At 68.2% G+C, this 17,758-nt stretch carries 20 protein-coding genes; 15 read left to right on the forward strand and 5 right to left on the reverse strand.

Annotation, left to right across the window (positions count from 1 at the left end; all coding sequences use genetic code 11):
- Nucleotide 1 precedes the first annotated feature (1 nt).
- The gene (locus tag EEB19_RS00070; RefSeq protein WP_187582002.1) at nt 2-772 is read left to right on the forward strand and encodes an NRDE family protein; all 771 of its coding nucleotides are present in this window, start codon (nt 2-4) and stop codon (nt 770-772) included.
- Nucleotides 773-816: 44 nt separating this feature from the next.
- Here EEB19_RS00070 and ald read toward each other — a convergent pair whose 3' ends face one another.
- A complete protein-coding gene (gene ald, locus EEB19_RS00075) occupies nt 817-1,926 on the reverse strand; it encodes an alanine dehydrogenase (protein WP_187582004.1) in 1,110 nt (369 codons plus the stop codon).
- A gap of 199 nt (nt 1,927-2,125) precedes the next feature.
- Between ald and EEB19_RS00080 the strand changes: the two genes are divergently transcribed.
- The 7 genes from EEB19_RS00080 to EEB19_RS00110 all read left to right on the forward strand — a co-directional run bounded on the left by EEB19_RS00080 (nt 2,126) and on the right by EEB19_RS00110 (nt 7,095).
- The gene (locus EEB19_RS00080; protein ID WP_187582006.1) at nt 2,126-2,614 is read left to right on the forward strand and encodes an Lrp/AsnC family transcriptional regulator; all 489 of its coding nucleotides are present in this window, start codon (nt 2,126-2,128) and stop codon (nt 2,612-2,614) included.
- 62 nt (nt 2,615-2,676) lie between these two features.
- Nucleotides 2,677-3,444: a 4-hydroxy-tetrahydrodipicolinate reductase gene (dapB, locus tag EEB19_RS00085; RefSeq protein WP_187582008.1), complete on the forward strand. Its 768-nt coding sequence runs from the start codon at nt 2,677-2,679 to the stop codon at nt 3,442-3,444.
- A 41-nt stretch (nt 3,445-3,485) separates the two neighbouring features.
- Nucleotides 3,486-4,004, forward strand: coding sequence for a hypothetical protein (locus tag EEB19_RS00090; RefSeq protein ID WP_187582010.1), 519 nt, complete (start codon nt 3,486-3,488; stop codon nt 4,002-4,004).
- A complete protein-coding gene (locus EEB19_RS00095) occupies nt 4,001-4,453 on the forward strand; it encodes a flavodoxin family protein (protein ID WP_187582013.1) in 453 nt (150 codons plus the stop codon). Before EEB19_RS00090 ends, EEB19_RS00095 begins: the two co-directional genes overlap by 4 nt.
- Before the next feature lie 27 nt (nt 4,454-4,480).
- The gene (locus EEB19_RS00100) at nt 4,481-5,314 is read left to right on the forward strand and encodes a thymidylate synthase (protein ID WP_316245450.1); all 834 of its coding nucleotides are present in this window, start codon (nt 4,481-4,483) and stop codon (nt 5,312-5,314) included.
- Nucleotides 5,314-5,838, forward strand: a complete 525-nt coding sequence (locus EEB19_RS00105; RefSeq protein WP_187582015.1) for a dihydrofolate reductase — start codon at nt 5,314-5,316, stop codon at nt 5,836-5,838. The genes EEB19_RS00100 and EEB19_RS00105 overlap by 1 nt, the downstream gene beginning before the upstream one ends.
- 9 nt (nt 5,839-5,847) lie before the next feature.
- The gene (locus EEB19_RS00110) at nt 5,848-7,095 is read left to right on the forward strand and encodes a winged helix-turn-helix domain-containing protein (protein ID WP_187582017.1); all 1,248 of its coding nucleotides are present in this window, start codon (nt 5,848-5,850) and stop codon (nt 7,093-7,095) included.
- 13 nt (nt 7,096-7,108) lie between these two features.
- Here the strand turns inward: EEB19_RS00110 and EEB19_RS00115 are convergent, their stop codons facing one another.
- On the reverse strand, nt 7,109-8,125 hold the full coding sequence (locus tag EEB19_RS00115) for an NADP-dependent oxidoreductase (RefSeq protein ID WP_187582019.1): 1,017 nt from the start codon (nt 8,123-8,125) through the stop codon (nt 7,109-7,111).
- 27 nt (nt 8,126-8,152) lie between these two features.
- Complete coding sequence (locus tag EEB19_RS00120) at nt 8,153-8,536, reverse strand: DUF1304 domain-containing protein (protein WP_187582021.1); 384 nt, start codon at nt 8,534-8,536, stop codon at nt 8,153-8,155.
- A gap of 93 nt (nt 8,537-8,629) precedes the next feature.
- Here EEB19_RS00120 and EEB19_RS00125 point away from each other — a divergent pair, with 93 nt between their 5' ends.
- Both EEB19_RS00125 and EEB19_RS00130 read left to right on the forward strand, forming a co-directional pair.
- Nucleotides 8,630-9,256, forward strand: a complete 627-nt coding sequence (locus EEB19_RS00125) for a TetR/AcrR family transcriptional regulator (protein ID WP_187582023.1) — start codon at nt 8,630-8,632, stop codon at nt 9,254-9,256.
- A gap of 51 nt (nt 9,257-9,307) precedes the next feature.
- A complete protein-coding gene (locus EEB19_RS00130) occupies nt 9,308-10,072 on the forward strand; it encodes an HAD-IIB family hydrolase (protein WP_187582025.1) in 765 nt (254 codons plus the stop codon).
- A gap of 151 nt (nt 10,073-10,223) precedes the next feature.
- Here EEB19_RS00130 and EEB19_RS00135 read toward each other — a convergent pair whose 3' ends face one another.
- Nucleotides 10,224-11,969 (reverse strand): alkaline phosphatase, encoded by a 1,746-nt coding sequence (locus EEB19_RS00135; protein ID WP_187582027.1) that lies wholly within the window; start codon nt 11,967-11,969, stop codon nt 10,224-10,226.
- Between the two features lie 165 nt (nt 11,970-12,134).
- On the opposite strand from EEB19_RS00135, the gene EEB19_RS00140 reads away from it, so the two are divergent.
- The 5 genes from EEB19_RS00140 to EEB19_RS00160 all read left to right on the forward strand — a co-directional run bounded on the left by EEB19_RS00140 (nt 12,135) and on the right by EEB19_RS00160 (nt 17,468).
- Entirely contained in the window at nt 12,135-12,920 is a 786-nt protein-coding gene (locus EEB19_RS00140) for a DUF427 domain-containing protein (RefSeq protein ID WP_187582029.1), read from the forward strand.
- 91 nt (nt 12,921-13,011) lie between these two features.
- Nucleotides 13,012-13,764: an FAD-dependent thymidylate synthase gene (gene thyX, locus EEB19_RS00145; protein WP_187582031.1), complete on the forward strand. Its 753-nt coding sequence runs from the start codon at nt 13,012-13,014 to the stop codon at nt 13,762-13,764.
- A gap of 74 nt (nt 13,765-13,838) precedes the next feature.
- A complete protein-coding gene (gene dapA / locus EEB19_RS00150) occupies nt 13,839-14,747 on the forward strand; it encodes a 4-hydroxy-tetrahydrodipicolinate synthase (protein ID WP_187582033.1) in 909 nt (302 codons plus the stop codon).
- The gene (locus EEB19_RS00155) at nt 14,744-16,813 is read left to right on the forward strand and encodes a ribonuclease J (RefSeq protein WP_187582035.1); all 2,070 of its coding nucleotides are present in this window, start codon (nt 14,744-14,746) and stop codon (nt 16,811-16,813) included. The genes dapA and EEB19_RS00155 overlap by 4 nt, the downstream gene beginning before the upstream one ends.
- Before the next feature lie 22 nt (nt 16,814-16,835).
- Nucleotides 16,836-17,468 (forward strand): TIGR03085 family metal-binding protein, encoded by a 633-nt coding sequence (locus tag EEB19_RS00160; protein WP_187582038.1) that lies wholly within the window; start codon nt 16,836-16,838, stop codon nt 17,466-17,468.
- Nucleotides 17,469-17,564: 96 nt separating this feature from the next.
- Here the strand turns inward: EEB19_RS00160 and EEB19_RS26800 are convergent, their stop codons facing one another.
- The gene (locus tag EEB19_RS26800; RefSeq protein WP_262365338.1) at nt 17,565-17,729 is read right to left on the reverse strand and encodes a hypothetical protein; all 165 of its coding nucleotides are present in this window, start codon (nt 17,727-17,729) and stop codon (nt 17,565-17,567) included.
- Between the last annotated feature and the right edge of the window lie 29 nt (nt 17,730-17,758).

Consider the following 17,758-nt stretch of genomic DNA (forward strand, 5'->3'; position numbering starts at 1 on the left):
CATGTGCCTCATCCTGTTCGCGTGGAACGCGCATCCCCGGCATCGGCTGGTGGTCGCGGCCAATCGCGATGAGTATCACCGGCGCGCCACCAGCCCACTCGGGCGCTGGCCCGACCTGCCGATCGTCGCCGGCCGTGACCGTCTGGCGGGCGGGACATGGATGGGTGTGAACGCCGACGACCCGTCCCGCGTCGCGATGGTCACCAATGTCCGCGTCGGGCGACCGGCGCCGGCCGGGACGAGGTCACGGGGTGAACTGCCCGTCCAATTCCTCTCCGGCGACGACACTCCGGAATCCTTCGCGGTCGGGGTCGCGCGCCGCGCGGGGGAGTATCACCCGGTGAACCTGCTGATCGGCGACGCCGACGACCTCTGGTGGGTCACCAACCATCCCGAGCCCCACGCCCAACGGGTATCGGAGGGGGTACACGGTCTGTCCAACGGCGCGCTGGACAGCGACTGGCCCAAGGTGACCGATGGCCGTGCGGCACTGGGCGATCTGATCGCGGGGGAGCCGACCGCATCGTCGGTCGAGCCGTACCTCACCCTGCTCGCCGACCGGCACCACCCGTCCGACGATCGACTCCCGTCCACGGGGGTACCGCACGAGCTCGAACAGCAACTCGGGCCGATCTTCGTCGACATGCGCGGCTACGGGACGCGGGCCTCGACGGTGCTGCGGATCGGGCACGACGGCACCGGTGACGTCACCGAACGCCGATACACCTGGCGGGGCAGACGGCGCGGGACGACGGCGATCCGGCTCGGGTGAGCCGGATCGCCGTCATTGTCGCTCGGATGCCAGACGTGGGCCGATCAGACGGACGCGAAGGATGCGACCGGGATATCCAGTGCGGCACCGACTTCCGGTGTGAACAGAGCGCCGTCGTGGGTGCTGAGGCCGGCGGCCAGGGTCGCGTCGTCGCGGCAGGCCTGTTCCCAGCCCTTGTCGGCCAGACGGAGCACATAGGGAAGGGTCGCACCGGTGAGGGCCATCGTCGACGTCCGTGCCACGGTGCCCGGCATGTTGGCCACGCAGTAGAACACGGTGTCGTGCACCGCGAAGGTCGGGTCGTCGTGGGTGGTGGGACGCGAGTCCTCGAAACACCCGCCCTGATCGATGGCGATGTCGACGAGCACCGCACCGGGCTTCATCTGGGCGACAAGGCTGTTGGGGACCAGGACCGGCGCCTTCGCCCCGGGCACGAGCACGGCACCGATGACGAGGTCCGCCTCGCGGACGGCCTCGGCGAGGGCCAGGCCGGTGCTGTATCGCGTATGGACGCGCCCGGCGAAGCGGGCGTCCACGGCGCGCAACTTGGCGATGTCGATATCGAACACCGTCACCTGCGCGCCCATGCCGACCGCGATGGTGGCGGCATTGACCCCACTGACTCCGGCGCCGATCACGACGACGTTCGCCGGTTCGGTACCCGGGACCCCGCCCATGAGCACACCGCGCCCGCCCTCGGAGCGCATCAGGTGGTAGGCCCCGACCTGCGGCGCGAGACGTCCCGCGACCTCGCTCATCGGTGCGAGCAGTGGCAGCGAGCCGTCGGCCGCCCGCACGGTCTCGTAGGCGATGGATGTGGTCTGCGACGCCAGCAACGCCTCGGTGCACGGTCGGCTCGCGGCCAGGTGCAGATAGGTGAACACGGTCTGGCCCTTGCGCAGCAGGGGATACTCGGCCGCGATGGGTTCCTTGACCTTGAGCAGGAGGTCGGCCTGCTCCCACACCTGATCGGCCGTCGATAGGATCTGCGCCCCGGCCTCCTTGTAGTCGTTGTCGTGGAACGACGAGCCCTCGCCGGCGCCCGCCTGGATCACGACGTCGTGGCCGCGATGATGGAGTTCGGCAACGCCCGCGGGCGTGATGGCGACTCGGTACTCGTTGTTCTTGATCTCGGTGGGAATTCCGACGCGCATGGCGGCTCTCCTGACGATGGTGGGCTGACGGTTGTGGTCGGGCGGTGGTGGTCGGGCGACGCCCTCGGTCTGTGCGGTGGCTCAGATCTCGCGGTACTGATCTCAAGAGTGAAGGAACATCGGAATCCGCACAATGTCTGCGAGTAATATTCTCGGAGGGCTAGTATTGGCCGAACAATCTTCGATAATGGGAGGTGGCATGGCTGCTACGCCGAAGGATGTTCGAGCAGGCGAACCCGCCTTGGACGAGACCGACCGGACGTTGCTGCGTCTGCTACAAACCGACGCCCGCATGCCGAACAGCGAACTGGCCGCGCGTGCCGGGATCGCCCCGTCCACCTGCCATGGACGAGTTCGCCGGCTCGCCGACGTCGGCGTCATCAGAGGGTTCTTCGCCGATGTCGACCCGGCCGCCGTCGGACGGCCCCTGCGCGCGATGGTGGCGGTCAGTCTGCAGGCCGAGGCGCGGGGCGAGATCCGGCAGTTCGTCGGTGAGATCGAACGGCACGACGAGGTCATCGACGTGTTCTTCCTGGCAGGCACCGACGACTACCTCTTGCATGTCGCGACCGCCGACACCGAGGCGTTGCGGCAGTTCGTCGAGATGCTGAATGCGCGCCGCGAGGTCGCCGGCACCACCACCTCGCTCGTCTTCGAGCACCGCCGGGGTGGTGCGCCGATCTTCTGAGCGTTCGGGCGCCATAGAATCGGGGACCGGGCCGAACATGAGCGATCGAAGGGACTTCTCGGATGTCAGTTGATGCACAGCCAGGTGGTGTGCGAGTCGGTGTGTTCGGCAGTGCGGGGAAGGTGGGTCAGGCCATCGTCGCCGCGGTCGAGGCCGCCGACGACCTGACCTTCACGGTCGGGGTCGACAAGGGTGACTCGCCGGAATCGTTCGTCAAGACGTCGACGTCGGTCGTCGTCGACTTCACTCATCCGAGCGTCGTCATGGACAATCTGGAGTTCTTGATCCGCAACGGGATTCACGCGGTGGTCGGGACGACCGGCTTCACCGAGGAACGCCTGGCGCAGGTGCGTGGCTGGCTCGCCGACAGTCCGGGAGTCGGAGTCCTCATCGCGCCGAACTTCGCGATCGGCGCCGTGCTGTCGATGCGCTTCGCCGCGCAGGCTGCGCGTTTCTACGATTCGGTCGAGGTCATCGAACTCCACCATCCCCACAAGGCCGACGCACCGTCGGGGACCGCCTACCGCACGGCATCGCTCATCGCGCAGGCGCGCGCCGACGCCGGGGTGGGGCCGAGTCCGGACGCCACCACCGATGAGCTCGACGGCGCCCGGGGCGCCGTCGTCGACGACGTCCGGGTGCATTCGGTGCGCCTCGCGGGCCTGGTCGCGCACCAGGAGGTGCTGCTCGGCACGGAGGGGGAGACCCTCACCATCCGGCACGACTCGCTGGACCGCACGTCGTTCGCCCCCGGGGTGCTGCTCGGGGTACGGCAGATCGGTGGCCGGCCGGGTCTCACCGTCGGTCTCGACGAGCTGATGGACCTCTAGAGCCGACGGACCTGTAGTCGAGAACGGACGGGACACCCATCATGGCTGCCGACTCCCAGAGGCCCCAGGGGCGCGATCCACAGAAGCGCGATGCCCGACCCATCGTCTGGATGATCGGGTTTCTCGTCGTCGCGCTCGTCGTCTACTTCGGCATCCTCGGCTGGCGTGCGTTCGATCTGATCGCCTCGGGAACGGTCGCCGGCATCGGCGTGGGTATCGGCGTGCTGATCCTGCCGTTCATCGGGGCGTGGCTCATCTTCGCGACACTGCGCGCGGGCATCGAGCACCAACGGCTCGCGCGTGTGATGGCCGAGGAAGGACGCGAACTCGACGTCTCGGAGCTGCCCCGACGCGCGTCCGGCCGGATCGAGCGAGACGCCGCCGACGAACTCTTCGCGACCGTCAAGGCGGAGTGGGAGGCCGATCCGACGGACTGGCACAACACCTATCGGATCGCGCGCGCCTACGACTATGCCGGCGATCGCAGCCGTGCCCGGGAGATGATGAAGCGGGCCGTCGCCCAGTACAAGGAGCAGCAGTTCGACGAGGAGCAGCAATGAGTACCTTGCTGATCGTCCACCACACACCGTCGCCGCACTGCCAGGAGATGTTCGAGGCGGTGCTCTCGGGTGCAACCGATCCCGAGATCGAGGGCGTGGAAATCGTCCGTCGCGCGGCGCTCGTCGTCACGCCGACCGACATGCTCTCCGCCGACGGCTACATCCTTGGCACGCCCGCCAACCTCGGCTACATGAGCGGCGCACTCAAGCACGCGTTCGACACGTGCTACTACCAGATCCTCGATTCGACGCGAGGGCGACCGTACGGCCTCTATCTGCACGGGAACCAGGGGACCGAGGGCGCCGAGAAGGCGATCGACGCCATCACCACCGGCCTGGGATGGACCCGGGCCGCCGAGACCGTGGTGGTGTCGGGCGCACCGGACTCCGACGCGCGGGAGGCCTGCTGGGAACTCGGGGCGACGGTTGCGGCGGGCCTGATGTCCTGAGATGTCCTGAGACGTAAACTCGCTGTCGTGAGCATGGCCATCCGAGACATCACGCCGGCGGGCGACATCCCCACCCCGTACGAGGATCTGCTGCGGCTGGTCCTCGACAGCGGGACACCCAAGGCCGATCGGACGGGCACCGGCACCCGAAGTCTGTTCGGGCACCAGTTGCGGTACGACCTCAGTGCGGGATTTCCGCTGATCACCACGAAGAAGGTGCATCTCAAGTCGATCATCTACGAGTTGCTGTGGTTCCTCCGTGGCGACTCGAACGTGCGGTGGCTGCAGGATCGCGGTGTGACGATCTGGGACGAATGGGCCGATCGAGACGGTGACCTCGGACCCGTGTACGGCGTGCAGTGGCGTAGCTGGCCGACTCCGTCGGGCGATCACATCGATCAGATCTCGGCCGCTCTCGAGCTCCTGCGGTCCGACCCGGATTCGCGTCGCAACATCGTATCGGCGTGGAACGTGGGTGAGATCCCGCAGATGGCGCTGCCGCCATGTCACGCGTTCTTCCAGTTCTACGTCGCCGACGGCAAGCTCTCCTGCCAGCTGTATCAGCGCAGTGCCGACCTGTTCCTCGGTGTGCCGTTCAACATCGCCTCGTACGCGCTGTTGACGCACATGATGGCGCAGCAGGCCGACCTCGAGGTCGGCGAGTTCGTATGGACCGGTGGTGATTGCCACATCTACGACAACCACGTCGACCAGGTCCGGTTGCAGCTGTCACGCGAGCCGTACCCGTACCCGACGCTTCGGTTGCGGCGCCGGGACTCGCTGTTCGACTACGACTTCGACGACATCGCGATCGAGGGCTACGAGTCGCACCCGGGGATCAAGGCCCCGGTGGCCGTCTGATGGCCGACACGATCACGCTGCTCTGGGCACAGGACCGTGTCGGAGCGATCGGTCGCGCGGGCGGTATACCGTGGCGCGTTCCCGAGGACATGCGCCGTTTCCGGGAGATCACCGGGAACGGCCCGGTCGTGATGGGTCGCAAGACGTGGGAGTCGTTGCCGGACCGCGCCCGGCCGCTACCGGGGCGTCGAAACGTCGTGATCACCCGCGCCGCTGTGTTCGACGCCGACGGTGCCGAGGTGGTCCACTCGCTCGACGACGCCCTCGCACTGGTCTCCGGGCCGGTCACCGTGATCGGGGGCGGACAGATCTACGAGGCCTCGATGGGTGTCGCGACTCATCTGCGGGTCACCGAGATCGATCTGCTGGTGGACGGCGCGGACGCGTTTGCGCCCGAGATCGATCCCTACGCATGGGAAGTCGACGACACCGGGCCGTGGGAGACGTCGTCGACGGGTACCCGCTACCGGTTCATCGACTACGTGCGCCACACGGTGTCGGGCATGGCCCGCCGAGGGGCCTGACCCACCGGCATGCCACCTACCGACCTCTCGGCGGCGCAGGCCCGGCGAATCGCCCTCGCCGCACAGGGTTTCACCGACCGGATGCCGTCCGGGCCGCCGACGGCGGCACATCTGCGACGGGTGATCGGACGCACGCGGCTGTTCCAGATGGACTCGGTCAGCATCGCCGCCCGAGCGCACTACATGCCGATGTTCAGTCGGCTCGGACCCTACGACCGTGGACTCCTCGATCGGGCGGCGTGGCGCCCCCGACGCGGCGCGCGCGTGCTCGTCGAGTACTGGGCTCACGAGGCAGCGTTGATCCCCATCGCCGACTGGCCGCTCTTCGGTTGGCGCCGAGACGAATTCCGTGACGGTCGATACCGGTACACCCGGGAGGTCATGCAGCGCAATCGTGAGCTGGCAGCCGACGTCCACGACGTCATCGCCGAGTCCGGGCCCAGCACACCCAAGCAGATCGAGCATCATCTCGGTATCGAACGGCCCGCCGGGATTCCCGGCGGCTGGTGGCACCGGGGAGAGGTCAAGCACGTGTGCGAGGCCATGTTCGCCTCGGGCGACCTGTCGGCGGTGCGCAACGAGAACTTCGTCCGCCATTACGACCTGACCGAGCGGGTCATCGGGCCGGAGACGGCGCGACAGCACGTCGACAGGGCGGATGCCCACCGTGAGTTGACCGCTCGAGCGGCGACCGCACTGGGCGTGGCCACCGTCGCCGATCTCGCCGACTACTACCGGACCAAGGCCGTCGACGTGCGTCCTGCCGTCGCCGACCTCATCGATGCCGGCGAGATCGTCCCCGTCGAGGTCCAGGGGTGGCGCGACCCGGCGTACCTGTCGAAGACGGCGGTGATACCGCGGCGGGTCGAGCGTTCCGCGATCCTCTCGCCCTTCGACCCGCTGGTGTTCTTCCGTCCCCGGGCCGAGCGGCTGTTCGACTTCCACTACCGCATCGAAATCTATGTGCCCGAACACAAACGGGTGCACGGGTACTACGTCCTGCCGTATCTCATCGGCACCGACATGGCGGCCCGCGTCGACCTCAAGGCAGATCGGCGCGCCGGCGACCTGCTCGTCCTCGCGGCGCACCTGGAGGACGGGCAACCCGCTGCCGACGTCGCCGCGCGACTGGCGGTCGACCTGGCTGCGATGGCGGGATGGCTGGATCTGGACCGTGTCCGCGTCATCGACCGCGGCGACCTGGCAGGGCCACTCGCCGCGGCCGTGGCGTCGATCACGACCGACGCCGGACGCTGACCGTCACCGATCCTCAGGACGTCCGCACGACCATCTTGCCGGTGTTCTCGCCGCGCATGAGCCCGAGGAAGGCGTCGACGGCATTGTCGATGCCGTCGACGACGGTCTCGTCGTGCACGACCTTGCCGTCGGCGAACCACGCCGACATCTCCCGGTTGAACTCCGCGGCCTGGTCGAAGTGGTGGCCGACGGTGAAGCCCGTCAGGGTGAGGCCGCGTGTGATGATGTTGGCCATGTTCGACGGCCCCGGGGTGCGGGTGGTGCTGTTGTACTGGGCGATCGCGCCGCACAGCGCCGCCCGGCCGCCGTCGTTGAACGAATCGAGGGCCGCCTCGAGATGGTCGCCACCGACGTTGTCGAAGTAGACGTCGATGCCGTCGGGCGCGGCCTCGCGTAGTTGCTTGCGCACCGAGGGTGCGTCCTTGTAGTCGAAGGCGGCGTCGTAGCCGTAGCGCTCGGTGAGCAGCGCGACCTTCTCGGCCGACCCGGCCGAGCCGATGACCCGCTTCGCGCCTTTGAGCCGGGCGATCTGACCCGCGGCCGTCCCGACCGCGCCGGCGGCGCCGGAGATGAAGACGGTGTCCCCGGGCTGCATCGCCGCGATGGTCAGCAGGCCGACATACGCGGTGAGACCGGTCATCCCCAGCAGCCCGAGATAGACCGAGGACTGTGCGCCCTCCGGGGGCTCGGGTAGCACGCGGAACCCGTCTGCGTCCTCCTGCACGATGTCGCGCCAGCCGTACTGATGGGACACGAGCGCACCGACCGGGAGGTCGTCGACGGTGGTCTCGACGACGCGGCCGACGGCCCCACCGGTCATCGTCTCGTCGAGCGCGAACGGCGGTATGTAACTGCGGGTGTCGATCATCCGCCCCCGCATGTACGGGTCGACGGAGAGGAACTCGTTGGCCACGCGGACCTGGCCGTCGGGCAGGTCGTCGTAATCGACGGTGACGGTGCGGAAGTCGTCGTCGGTCGGCCACCCCACGGGCCGGTTGGCGAGCTGGATCTGGGTGCTGGTGTGGGTCATCACTGCCTTTCGGGGTCTGGGTCGGTGTCAGCGTGCAGAGATCGCCAGCGCGACGAGTGCCAGCAGTGGCGCGCCGAGTTGGACGAGCGCGGGCCGGGTCTTCGTGCGGTCCGAGACCACCAGGACGAGACCGGCCGCGAGCATCGAACCGCATCCGGCGGCGAGAAGGGTCGAGCCGATCGTCGTGGCGCCGCTGAGCAGCGTGATGGCACCGACGGTGGCGATGACCGCCAGGAACAGGTTGTAGAAGCCCTGGTTGAACGCCAATTGGCGAGTGGCGGCCGCCTCGGTCTCGGTGGTGCCGAAGACCGCCCGGCCCCTCGGGGACGTCCACCAGACTGCCTCCAGCACGAAGATGTACGCGTGGATGGCAGCCGCCACGAGGGCGAGTACCGCTGCCAGTTGTCCCATGGCGTACCTCCGATATTGTGTACTGACCATTCCACAATAGGGCTAGACTGGCCAGAGGACAAACAGCACCGACGATCGGGCAGAGGGGGCGGTATGGGCCGGATGCAGGGATACGACACCGCCGTGGTGGTGGGAGCTGCGCGAAACCTGTTCTGGAAGAAAGGTTTCGACGCGGTGTCCGTGGCCGACGTGGAGCGGGCTACCGGATTGTCGCGGTCGAGCATCTATCACGCGTTCGGCAGCATGCGGGGGCTGTTCGATGCCGCGGTGCAGAACTATCTCGACGTCGTCGTCCGTCCTCGACTGCGACCGCTTCTCGCCGACGAGATCGATCCGGACGCGGTGGTCGATTACCTCACGGGGCTCGCCACGGCGATGTCGTCGCTCGGCGATGCCGGCGAACCCACCGGTTGTCTGCTGGTGGGCTCGGCGGCCACGTCGCTCGGCGACGACGCGGCGGTCCGGGAGGTGATCGCCGCCTACCACGCGGAACTGTTGTCCGCCCTGGCCTCCGGCGTCGGTTCCCGCTTCCCCGACCGGGACGACGCGCAGGTCGCCGCGCTCGCCGCGTCGATCGCCGGGGCGGTGATCGCGGCGATGACACTCGCACGGGTGAACCGATCCGAGGCTGTGCGGCTCCTCGCCGTCACGGCCGCCGGAATCGATGAATGCGGCCGCGCCGCGCCGTGGCCCAGCGGTGCGTGCGAGGGTGCGGGATGACATGCTCAGGGGCGACGTTTCGCGGCGGACGTATCCGACAAGGAGGCTGAGATGGCGGTTTCGTATCAGGGCAAGGACTACCGGTTGGTGATGTTCGACCTCGACGACACCCTCGCACCGTCGAAGAGTCCCATGGACGACGAGATGCTCGCGCTCATGCGCCGGATGCTCGACCGCAGTCTCGGGTGCATCATCTCCGGCGGTCGCTTCGAGCAGTTCGACACGCAGGTACTCGCCCGGATCGGTGTGTTCGACTCCATCGGCAACCTCCACCTCATGCCGACCTGCGGGACGCAGTACGTCCGGTGGTCGGGCAGCGAATGGGACACGGTCTACGCCGAATACCTCAGTGACGACGAGAAGTCGCGCACGCTCGATGTCCTCGAGACGGGCGCCCGGGAACTCGGGCTGTGGGAGAGCGAGACCTGGGGTCCGATCCTGGAGGACCGGGGCAGCCAGATCACCTTCAGCGCGCTCGGTCAGTCGGCGCCCGTGGATGCGAAGGCCGCGTGGGATCCCGATGGCAGCAAGAAGGAGGCGCTGCGTGCGTACGGGGCGCAACGCCTGCCCGACCTCGAGGTGCGCAGTGGCGGTTCGACATCGGTCGACGTCACCAAGAAGGGCATCGACAAGGCGTACGGCGCGCGCAAGCTGATGGATCTCCTCGACCTCGGCGTCGACGACATCCTCTTCTTCGGTGACCGCCTGGACGAGGGTGGGAACGATCGGCCGGTCAAGGACCTCGGCATCGAGTCGATCGCGGTCCACGGCTGGCGCGATACCTACGAGAAGCTCTCGGCCATCGTCGACGGCTGATCGGCGGTGGTCGCCAAGATCTGCCGACGTCGCCGTCGGAACGCCTGTCGCGCAGCGGGATCGGTGATGAACGTGGCAGGCGGCCCGCGGGTCGGTGACCGAGGTGACCCGCCGGCGGGCCTCCGCCTGTTGGTCGATGGGCGCTCTGAGGTCAGTCGACCGGCCGGCCCACCGGTTGGACGCGTTGCGTTCCGGACGCCACGCGGAACGACCGCGCGTGGTAGCGGCCGGTCCGCGGATCGGCCTTGTCGTTCACGAAATACCAGTCCATCTGGGCCGCAGCCGGTGTCACGGTCAGCACGGCGTACCCATGCGCATCGAAGTCGTTCCACCGCACATGGTGATTGGCGGCCATGATCGCCGTGGGCACGGCGTTGCCGACGGTGTGCTCGGGAACGCCGATGATGTCGTCGACGTTCGACGAGGTGACCGAGGGCACCACCAGTTCGGTGGCCACCGTCCCACCGCCCGGATACCTGCCCGCGTCGACCGGGACGTCGCAGGCCCACGACGAATGGATGTCGCCGGTGATGAAGACGACGTTGTCGACGGCGTCGGCCCGGATCGCGTCGAGGAGGCGTCGTCGATCGGCGGTGTAGCCGTCCCATTGGTCGGCGTTGTACGGGACGCCGCCCTTGGGGAGGCCTAGCATCTCGGTGAGCGCCGCGGCGTTGCGTTCATCGAGCGGCGGGATCAGGACCGGGGAGATCATCACGGGATTGCCGACGATCTGCCAGCGCGTCGTCGAGGACGTGAGACCCCCGGTGAGCCAGTTCATCTGCGCGGCTCCGGTGATGCTCCGCTGCGGGTCGTCGATACGAGTGGACGTCGCCGACACCTGTTCGTCGCGGTAGGTTCGCAGATCGAGCATCGACAACTCCAGCAGACGGCCGTAGCGCAGTCGGCGGTAGAGATGGCGTCCGGTCCCGGTCGCCGCCGGACGTACCGGCATCCACTCGAAGTACGCCTTCTCCGACGCGGCCTTGCGCGCGGCCCACGGTCCCTCTCGGAGACCATGGTTCTCCGCACCGCCCTTCCACGAGTCGTTGGCGGATTCGTGGTCGTCCCAGGTGCAGATCCACGGGAGCACTCGATGCAACTCGGCCAGGTCGGGATCTGTCTTGTACTGGGCGTGACGAATCCGGTAATCCCGCAACGTGACGGTCTCGTTGGCGGGCTCGGTGCGACGGACCGTCCCGGACTTGCCGGTGTACCCACCGGTCTCGTACTCATAGAAGTAGTCGCCGAGATGCACGATGGCAGACAGGTCACGGTGCGAGCGTAGGTGTCGGTAGGCGCTGAAATATCCCGCCTCCCAGTTGGAACAGGACACCACCCCGAAGCGGACCCGGCTCATATCGGCGCCGACCGCCGGCGCGGTGCGGGTGTGTCCCGTCGCCGACACCGCTCCCTGCGCGGGACCCGCTGCGATGCGAAACCGATACGCATAGCGGGTGTTCGGCGACAGGCCGTCGACGTCGACCTTGACGGTGTGATCGGCCGCGGCGGTCGTGCGCACCGTCCCCGATGCGACGACGCGCGCGAACGACTCGTCGCGCGCGACCTCCCACACGACTTCCGTCGCCGGCCCGACTCCCGATCCGGGGCGCGCCGCGGGTGTCGGGGTGACACGCGTCCACAGGATGACCCCGTCGGGTAAGGGATCACCCGACGCGACGCCGTGGGCGAAAACCCTCGACCGTGACGGTGCGGCCGATGCACGTCCGGCGGCGACGGGCAGGGCGGCACCGGCGACCGCGACCCCCGCGGCCAGGAAGGTCCGACGCGGTGTCCCGGTCGGAGAGTCGGTCGGACGAGGCGACTGGGCGGGCACTGTGGATCGATCCCCCGATTTCGAGGCCACCGCGCCGAGGCGTCCGGTGGGCTGCTGACACATCGCCGATCATCATGCGTCACCGACACGTCCGGGCGCGAGTGAATCACCGACCTCGGCGCCGACCGAGCAGGTGGTTTGCCGACCGGTCGCCGAACGTTCACCTGCTCATCGGTCGACTGGAGGCAGGGGGTGGTGCGCAACCGCCGATCGGCGCACGATCAGGAGATGGCGATCTCGATGGACGAAGCGACCATGTCCGATCTCGGTTCCCTGCGCTGGGTCGACATGCGTCGCCGGGTGCGGGCGTCGGTGGCGGGGAGGACCGTCGTCGACTCCACGGACGCACTGCAGGTGTGGGAGCCCGACCGCGTGGTGGGGTTCTACGCCGTCCCGCGCGCCGACATCGGGTCGGCGCTGAGTGCGCCGTCGCCGGTGGGTGCGGCAGTGCGGCGGCCGCCGATCCTCACCCCGGACGACGAGTTCTCGATCCATTCGTGCGCCGGTACGTCCTGGGACATCACCACGCCCGACCGGGTGCTCGCGGGCGCGGGATTCACCCCGGACGATCCGGACCTGGCCGACCACGTGATCCTCGACTGGGACGCGTTCGACGAGTGGCGCGAGGAGGAACAGGTGGTCGTGGCCCATCCACGCGACCCGTTCAAGCGGATCGACTGTCTGCGCTCGAGCCGACACGTGGTGGTGCGGGCCGGGGATCAGGTGATCGCCGACAGCCGACGTCCCACGGTGCTGCTGGAAACGTATCTGCCCGTCCGTCACTATCTGCCGCGTGAGGACGTCCGGATGGACCTGCTCATCCCGAGCGAGACCGTCACCGCGTGTGCCTACAAGGGACGGGCGACCTACTGGTCGGTGTCCGTCGACGATGCCGTCGTTCCCGACGTCGCCTGGACCTATACCGATCCGCTCACCGACGGCGGGCCGGTGCGCGATCTGATCTGCTTCTACGACGAGCGGGTCGAGGTCACGGTGGACGCGTCGACGGGGTGACCGGGACGTCGGCGTGCGGCTGGTGGACAATCGACGGGGCCGTCGCCGCACCCGCGGGCCGGTCCGACGGCAACGCAGGTGAGGAGGCAACGTGTCCGAGTTGGTGCCGCTGAAGGTGCAGATGGTGGCCGCGACGCAGTTCACGCCGCCCCCGGACGTCGACTGGAGCACGGATGCCGACGGTGGCGAGGCGCTCGTCGAGTTCTCCGGCCGGGCCTGCTATCAGAGCTGGGACAAGCCGAACCCGCGTACCGCGACCAATGCCGGCTATCTACGCCACATCCTCGAGGTGGGCCATCTGTCGCTGCTCGAACATGCCTCGGTCACCTTCTACATCACGGGGATCTCCCGATCCTGCACCCACGAGCTGATCCGTCACCGGCACTTCTCGTACTCCCAGTTGTCCCAACGTTTCGTGCCCGAACACGACTCGAACGTCGTCGCGCCACCCGCCATCCGTGGCGACGCCGAACTCGAGGCGTTGTTCACCGAGGCCACCGACGCGAGTCGCAAGGCCTACAGCGAACTGCTCGATGCCCTCGAGGCCAAGTTCGCCGACGTCCCCAACGCGATCCTGCGACGCAAACAGGCGCGCCAGGCGGCCCGCTCGGTGTTGCCCAACGCCACCGAGACCAAGATCGTCGTCACCGGCAACTATCGGGCGTGGCGGCATTTCGTCGGGATGCGGGCGACCGAGCACGCCGACGTCGAGATCCGGCAACTGGCCGTCGAATGCCTTCGGCATCTGATGAAGGTCGCGCCGACGGTGTTCGGCGACTTCGAGATCGGCACCCTCGCCGACGGCACAGAGGTCGCGACCTCGCCGTTCGTGCTTGAGGGATGAGCGCCGAGCGCCCCCTCGCGACACAGCCCGCCCACACGCATATCCGCAGTACGGAGAAGGTAGCCTTGAGCACCATGAACGCAGGCGCAGACCAGCTGCACACCCACCCCTTCGGGACCATCGGCGTGGCCATGGTGACCCCGTTCACGGCGGACGGTGCGCTGGATCTGGACAAGGCCGCGGAGCTCGCCGATCATCTGGTGTCGAAGGGCTGTGACGGACTCGTCGTCTCCGGCACCACCGGCGAGTCGCCGACGACGACGGTGCCGGAGAAGCTGGAACTGCTGCGCGTCGTCCTCGACGCCGTCGGTGATCGCGCACGCATCACCCAGGGCGCCGGCAGTTACGACACCGCGGAGAGCGTGCGGTTCGCCATCGAATCCGAGAAGATCGGCGCCCACGGGCTCCTGGTGGTGACGCCGTACTACTCCAAGCCTCCGCAGGCGGGCCTGTTGGCCCATTTCCGCACGATCGCGGACTCCACCGATCTCCCGGTGATGCTGTACGACATCCCGCCGCGATCGGTGGTGCCGATCATGAACGACACCATGCTGGCCTTGGCCGAGCACCCGCGGATCCGGGCGGTCAAAGACGCCAAGGGCGACCTCCACTCGGCGTCCGGGATCATCGCCTCGACCGACCTCGAGTACCTGTCCGGTGAGGATGCACTCAACCTTCCATGGTTGTCCGTGGGCGCCACCGGATTCGTGAGCGTCATCGGGCACCTCGTCGCAGATCGCCTGCGGGACATGCAGTTGGCCTTCGAGAAGGGGGACATCGCGACGGCCCGCGAGATCAACACATCGATGCTGCCGCTGGTGAACGCGATGGGCCGGCTCGGAGGGGTCACGATGGTCAAGGCGTCGTTGCGCATCCTCGGATTCGACGTCGGGCATCCGCGATTACCACAGGTGCCCGCCGACGGCCCACAGGTCGAGGCGCTCATCGCCGATCTCCGCGCGTCCGGTGTGTTGACCAGATGACCGGGCCGACGCGGCGTCGCCGCAGCGCAAGTCGCCAGGCCGGGCCGCCGTCCCCGGCGGTCGAGAAGGCGGCCGAGGCGACCCCGGCAGAGACGAGCACGACCGGGACGAGCACGACCGAGACGAGTCCGGCCGAGCCGGACACGTCGGGCGCCACGACGGCCGGGGCGGACGCGTCCGGGACGAAAGACGCTCCGAAACGGTCGAATTCGCGTCGGACGGCGTCGTCACGACGGGGTGACTTCGACGCCCGCCACGCCGACACCCGGCGGGAGTCCGCGGCCTCGGCGAAGGGGCAGCGGTCCGGCGGCAAACACGAACGACGGGATCGCCGCCAGGACAACAGGGATCGTGCGCCACAGGCTGCTGCGTCGGTGCCCGCCGTCGACCGGCTGGGCACGCCGCGCCGGGCCCCGCGCCATGGCCTGCGGATCGTCGCGCTCGGCGGCATCGGTGAGATCGGCCGCAACATGACCGTCTTCGAATACGACGGACGACTTCTCATCGTCGATTGCGGTGTGCTGTTCCCCGAGGACGCGCAGCCCGGCGTCGACCTGATCCTGCCGGACTTCACCTACATCGAAGACCGCATGGACGACGTCGACGCGATCATCCTCACCCATGGACACGAGGATCACATCGGCGCCGTTCCGTTCCTGTTGCGGCTGCGCGGCGACATCCCGGTGATCGGCTCGAAATTCACACTGGCACTGGTCGATGCGAAATGTCGCGAGCACCGGTTGCGGCCGAAGCTCGTGCAGGTGACCGAGGGGGAGCGGACCACCCACGGCCCGTTCGAGTGCGAGTACTTCGCGGTGAATCACTCGATCCCGGACGCCATCGCGGTGGCCATCCGCACCGGGGCGGGTGTCGCGTTGCACACCGGCGACATCAAGCTCGATCAGTTGCCGCTCGATGGGCGGCTCACCGACCTGGCCGGCTTCAGCCGACTCGGCGACGAAGGTGTCGACCTGTTCCTCGTCGACTCCACCAACGCCGAGGTGCCCGGGTTCGTCACTCCCGAACGCGAGATCGGCGGAGTGCTCGATCAGGTCATCGGCCGTGCGCGACAACGTGTCATCGTCGCCTCGTTCGCCAGTCACGTGCACCGCATCCAGCAGATCGTGGACGTCGCCAACGCCCACAACCGGCGGATCGCCTTCGTCGGCCGATCGATGGTGCGCAACATGCAGATCGCGCAGGACCTCGGATACCTGACCGTGCCCGACGGCGTCCTGGTGGACCTCGACACGGCGGCCAACCTGCCGGACAACCGCCTCGTGCTGATCTCGACCGGATCCCAGGGGGAACCGTTGTCGGCGCTGTCGCGCATGGCGCGCGGTGAACACCGACAGATCAACATCCGTGAGGACGATCTGGTGGTCCTCGCGTCGTCGCTCATCCCGGGCAACGAGAACTCGGTCTTCGCTGTGGTCAACGGGCTGGCGAAACGCGGCGCGACCGTCATCACCCAGCAGAGTGCCAAGGTGCACGTCTCCGGACATGCGTCGGCAGGCGAACTGCTCTACCTCTACAACGCGGTGCGGCCGTCGAATGTCATGCCGGTGCACGGCGAATGGCGGCATCTGCGCGCCAATGCCGCGCTCGCCGTCGCGACCGGCGTCGCCGAGGACCGGGTCGTGCTCGCCGAGGACGGGGTCGTCGTCGACCTCGTCGACGGGCGTGCCGAGATCGTCGGCCGGGTCCCCGTCGGTCATGTCTACGTCGACGGATTGTCCGTCGGTGATGTCGGCGAGTCGACGCTGTCGGAACGACTCGTGCTCGGCGAGGGCGGCTTCATCGCCATCACCATCGCCATCGATGCCACCACCGGGCGGGCGGTCAGTGCACCAGAGGTGTCCGGTCGTGGCTTCTCCGACGATCCGGACGCACTGAAGGCGGCGGCGGATCTCGTCGACCAGGCCCTGGAGTCCCTGGCCGCCGAAGGTGTCACCGACGCCCACCGGATCGCGCAGACGATCCGGCGAACGGTCGGTCGGTGGGTCGCCGACACCTATCGGCGTCGCCCGATGATCGTGCCGACGGTGCTCGCGGTCGGTTCCTGATCCGCGCACTACTGTGGGGCGGGTGACCCTCGCCCGAGACGAACGCGCAGCCCTGGTCGACACGATGCGGTCGGTCGGCCCCGACGCCCCGACCATGTGTGAGGGCTGGACCGTCAAGGATCTGGCCGCCCATCTCGTCGTCCGTGAACGACGGCTCGACACCGGACCCGGCATCATGATCAAACAGTTCGCCGGCCACACCGAGAGCGTCCGGGCAGCTGCGGCGACCGAACCCTGGGACGACCTGCTGGCGAAACTGGCCGACGGCCCGCCGATCTACTCGCCGTTCCGGCTCGTCGACCGCTGGGCCAATCTGGCCGAGATGTTCGTCCATCACGAGGACGTGTTGCGCGGCGGCGCGGACAAGGGCGGCCCGTGGCAGCCGAGGCCGCTGTCGCCGGACATGCAGAACGCGCTCGCCGGGCCGGTCAAGGGGATGGGCAAGCTGACCCTGAAGGATTCGCCTGCCGAGATCACACTGCGCACCCGCGAGGGGGTCGACCTGGTGACGGCGGGTCGCGGCGACACCGTGGTGGTCACGGGCACGCCCGGCGAGCTCGTGCTGTTCGCGTTCGGTCGGACGCCGGTCGACGTCGAGGTGGAGGGCGACGGGCCGGCGGTCGAAGCCGTCAAGGGCGCTCCCCGCGGTTTCTGACGGTCCGCTTCCGGGCGCTCGATTCCGTTCGGTTACGAATTCGACACACAACCGCGTTGCCAGTGTTGCCCGTGTGACTGACGTGACGTCTGCGGACTAGTCTGTCCGCATGGCTTCGAAAGCAACCACGGGTGCGCGGAAGACGGGTGCGAAGAAGAGCCCGTCGCGTGCGACCGCAGGCACCACGAAGTCGGGTTCGAGGGGGACGCGCAGTACGGGGACGCGCGCGACGGGATCGTCGCGCAGCACGACACGCGGCACACGCTCCACCTCGTCTCGACAGACAGGTC

This window comes from Gordonia sp. OPL2 (assembly GCF_003797825.1).
Classification (GTDB): Bacteria; Actinomycetota; Actinomycetes; order Mycobacteriales; family Mycobacteriaceae; genus Gordonia.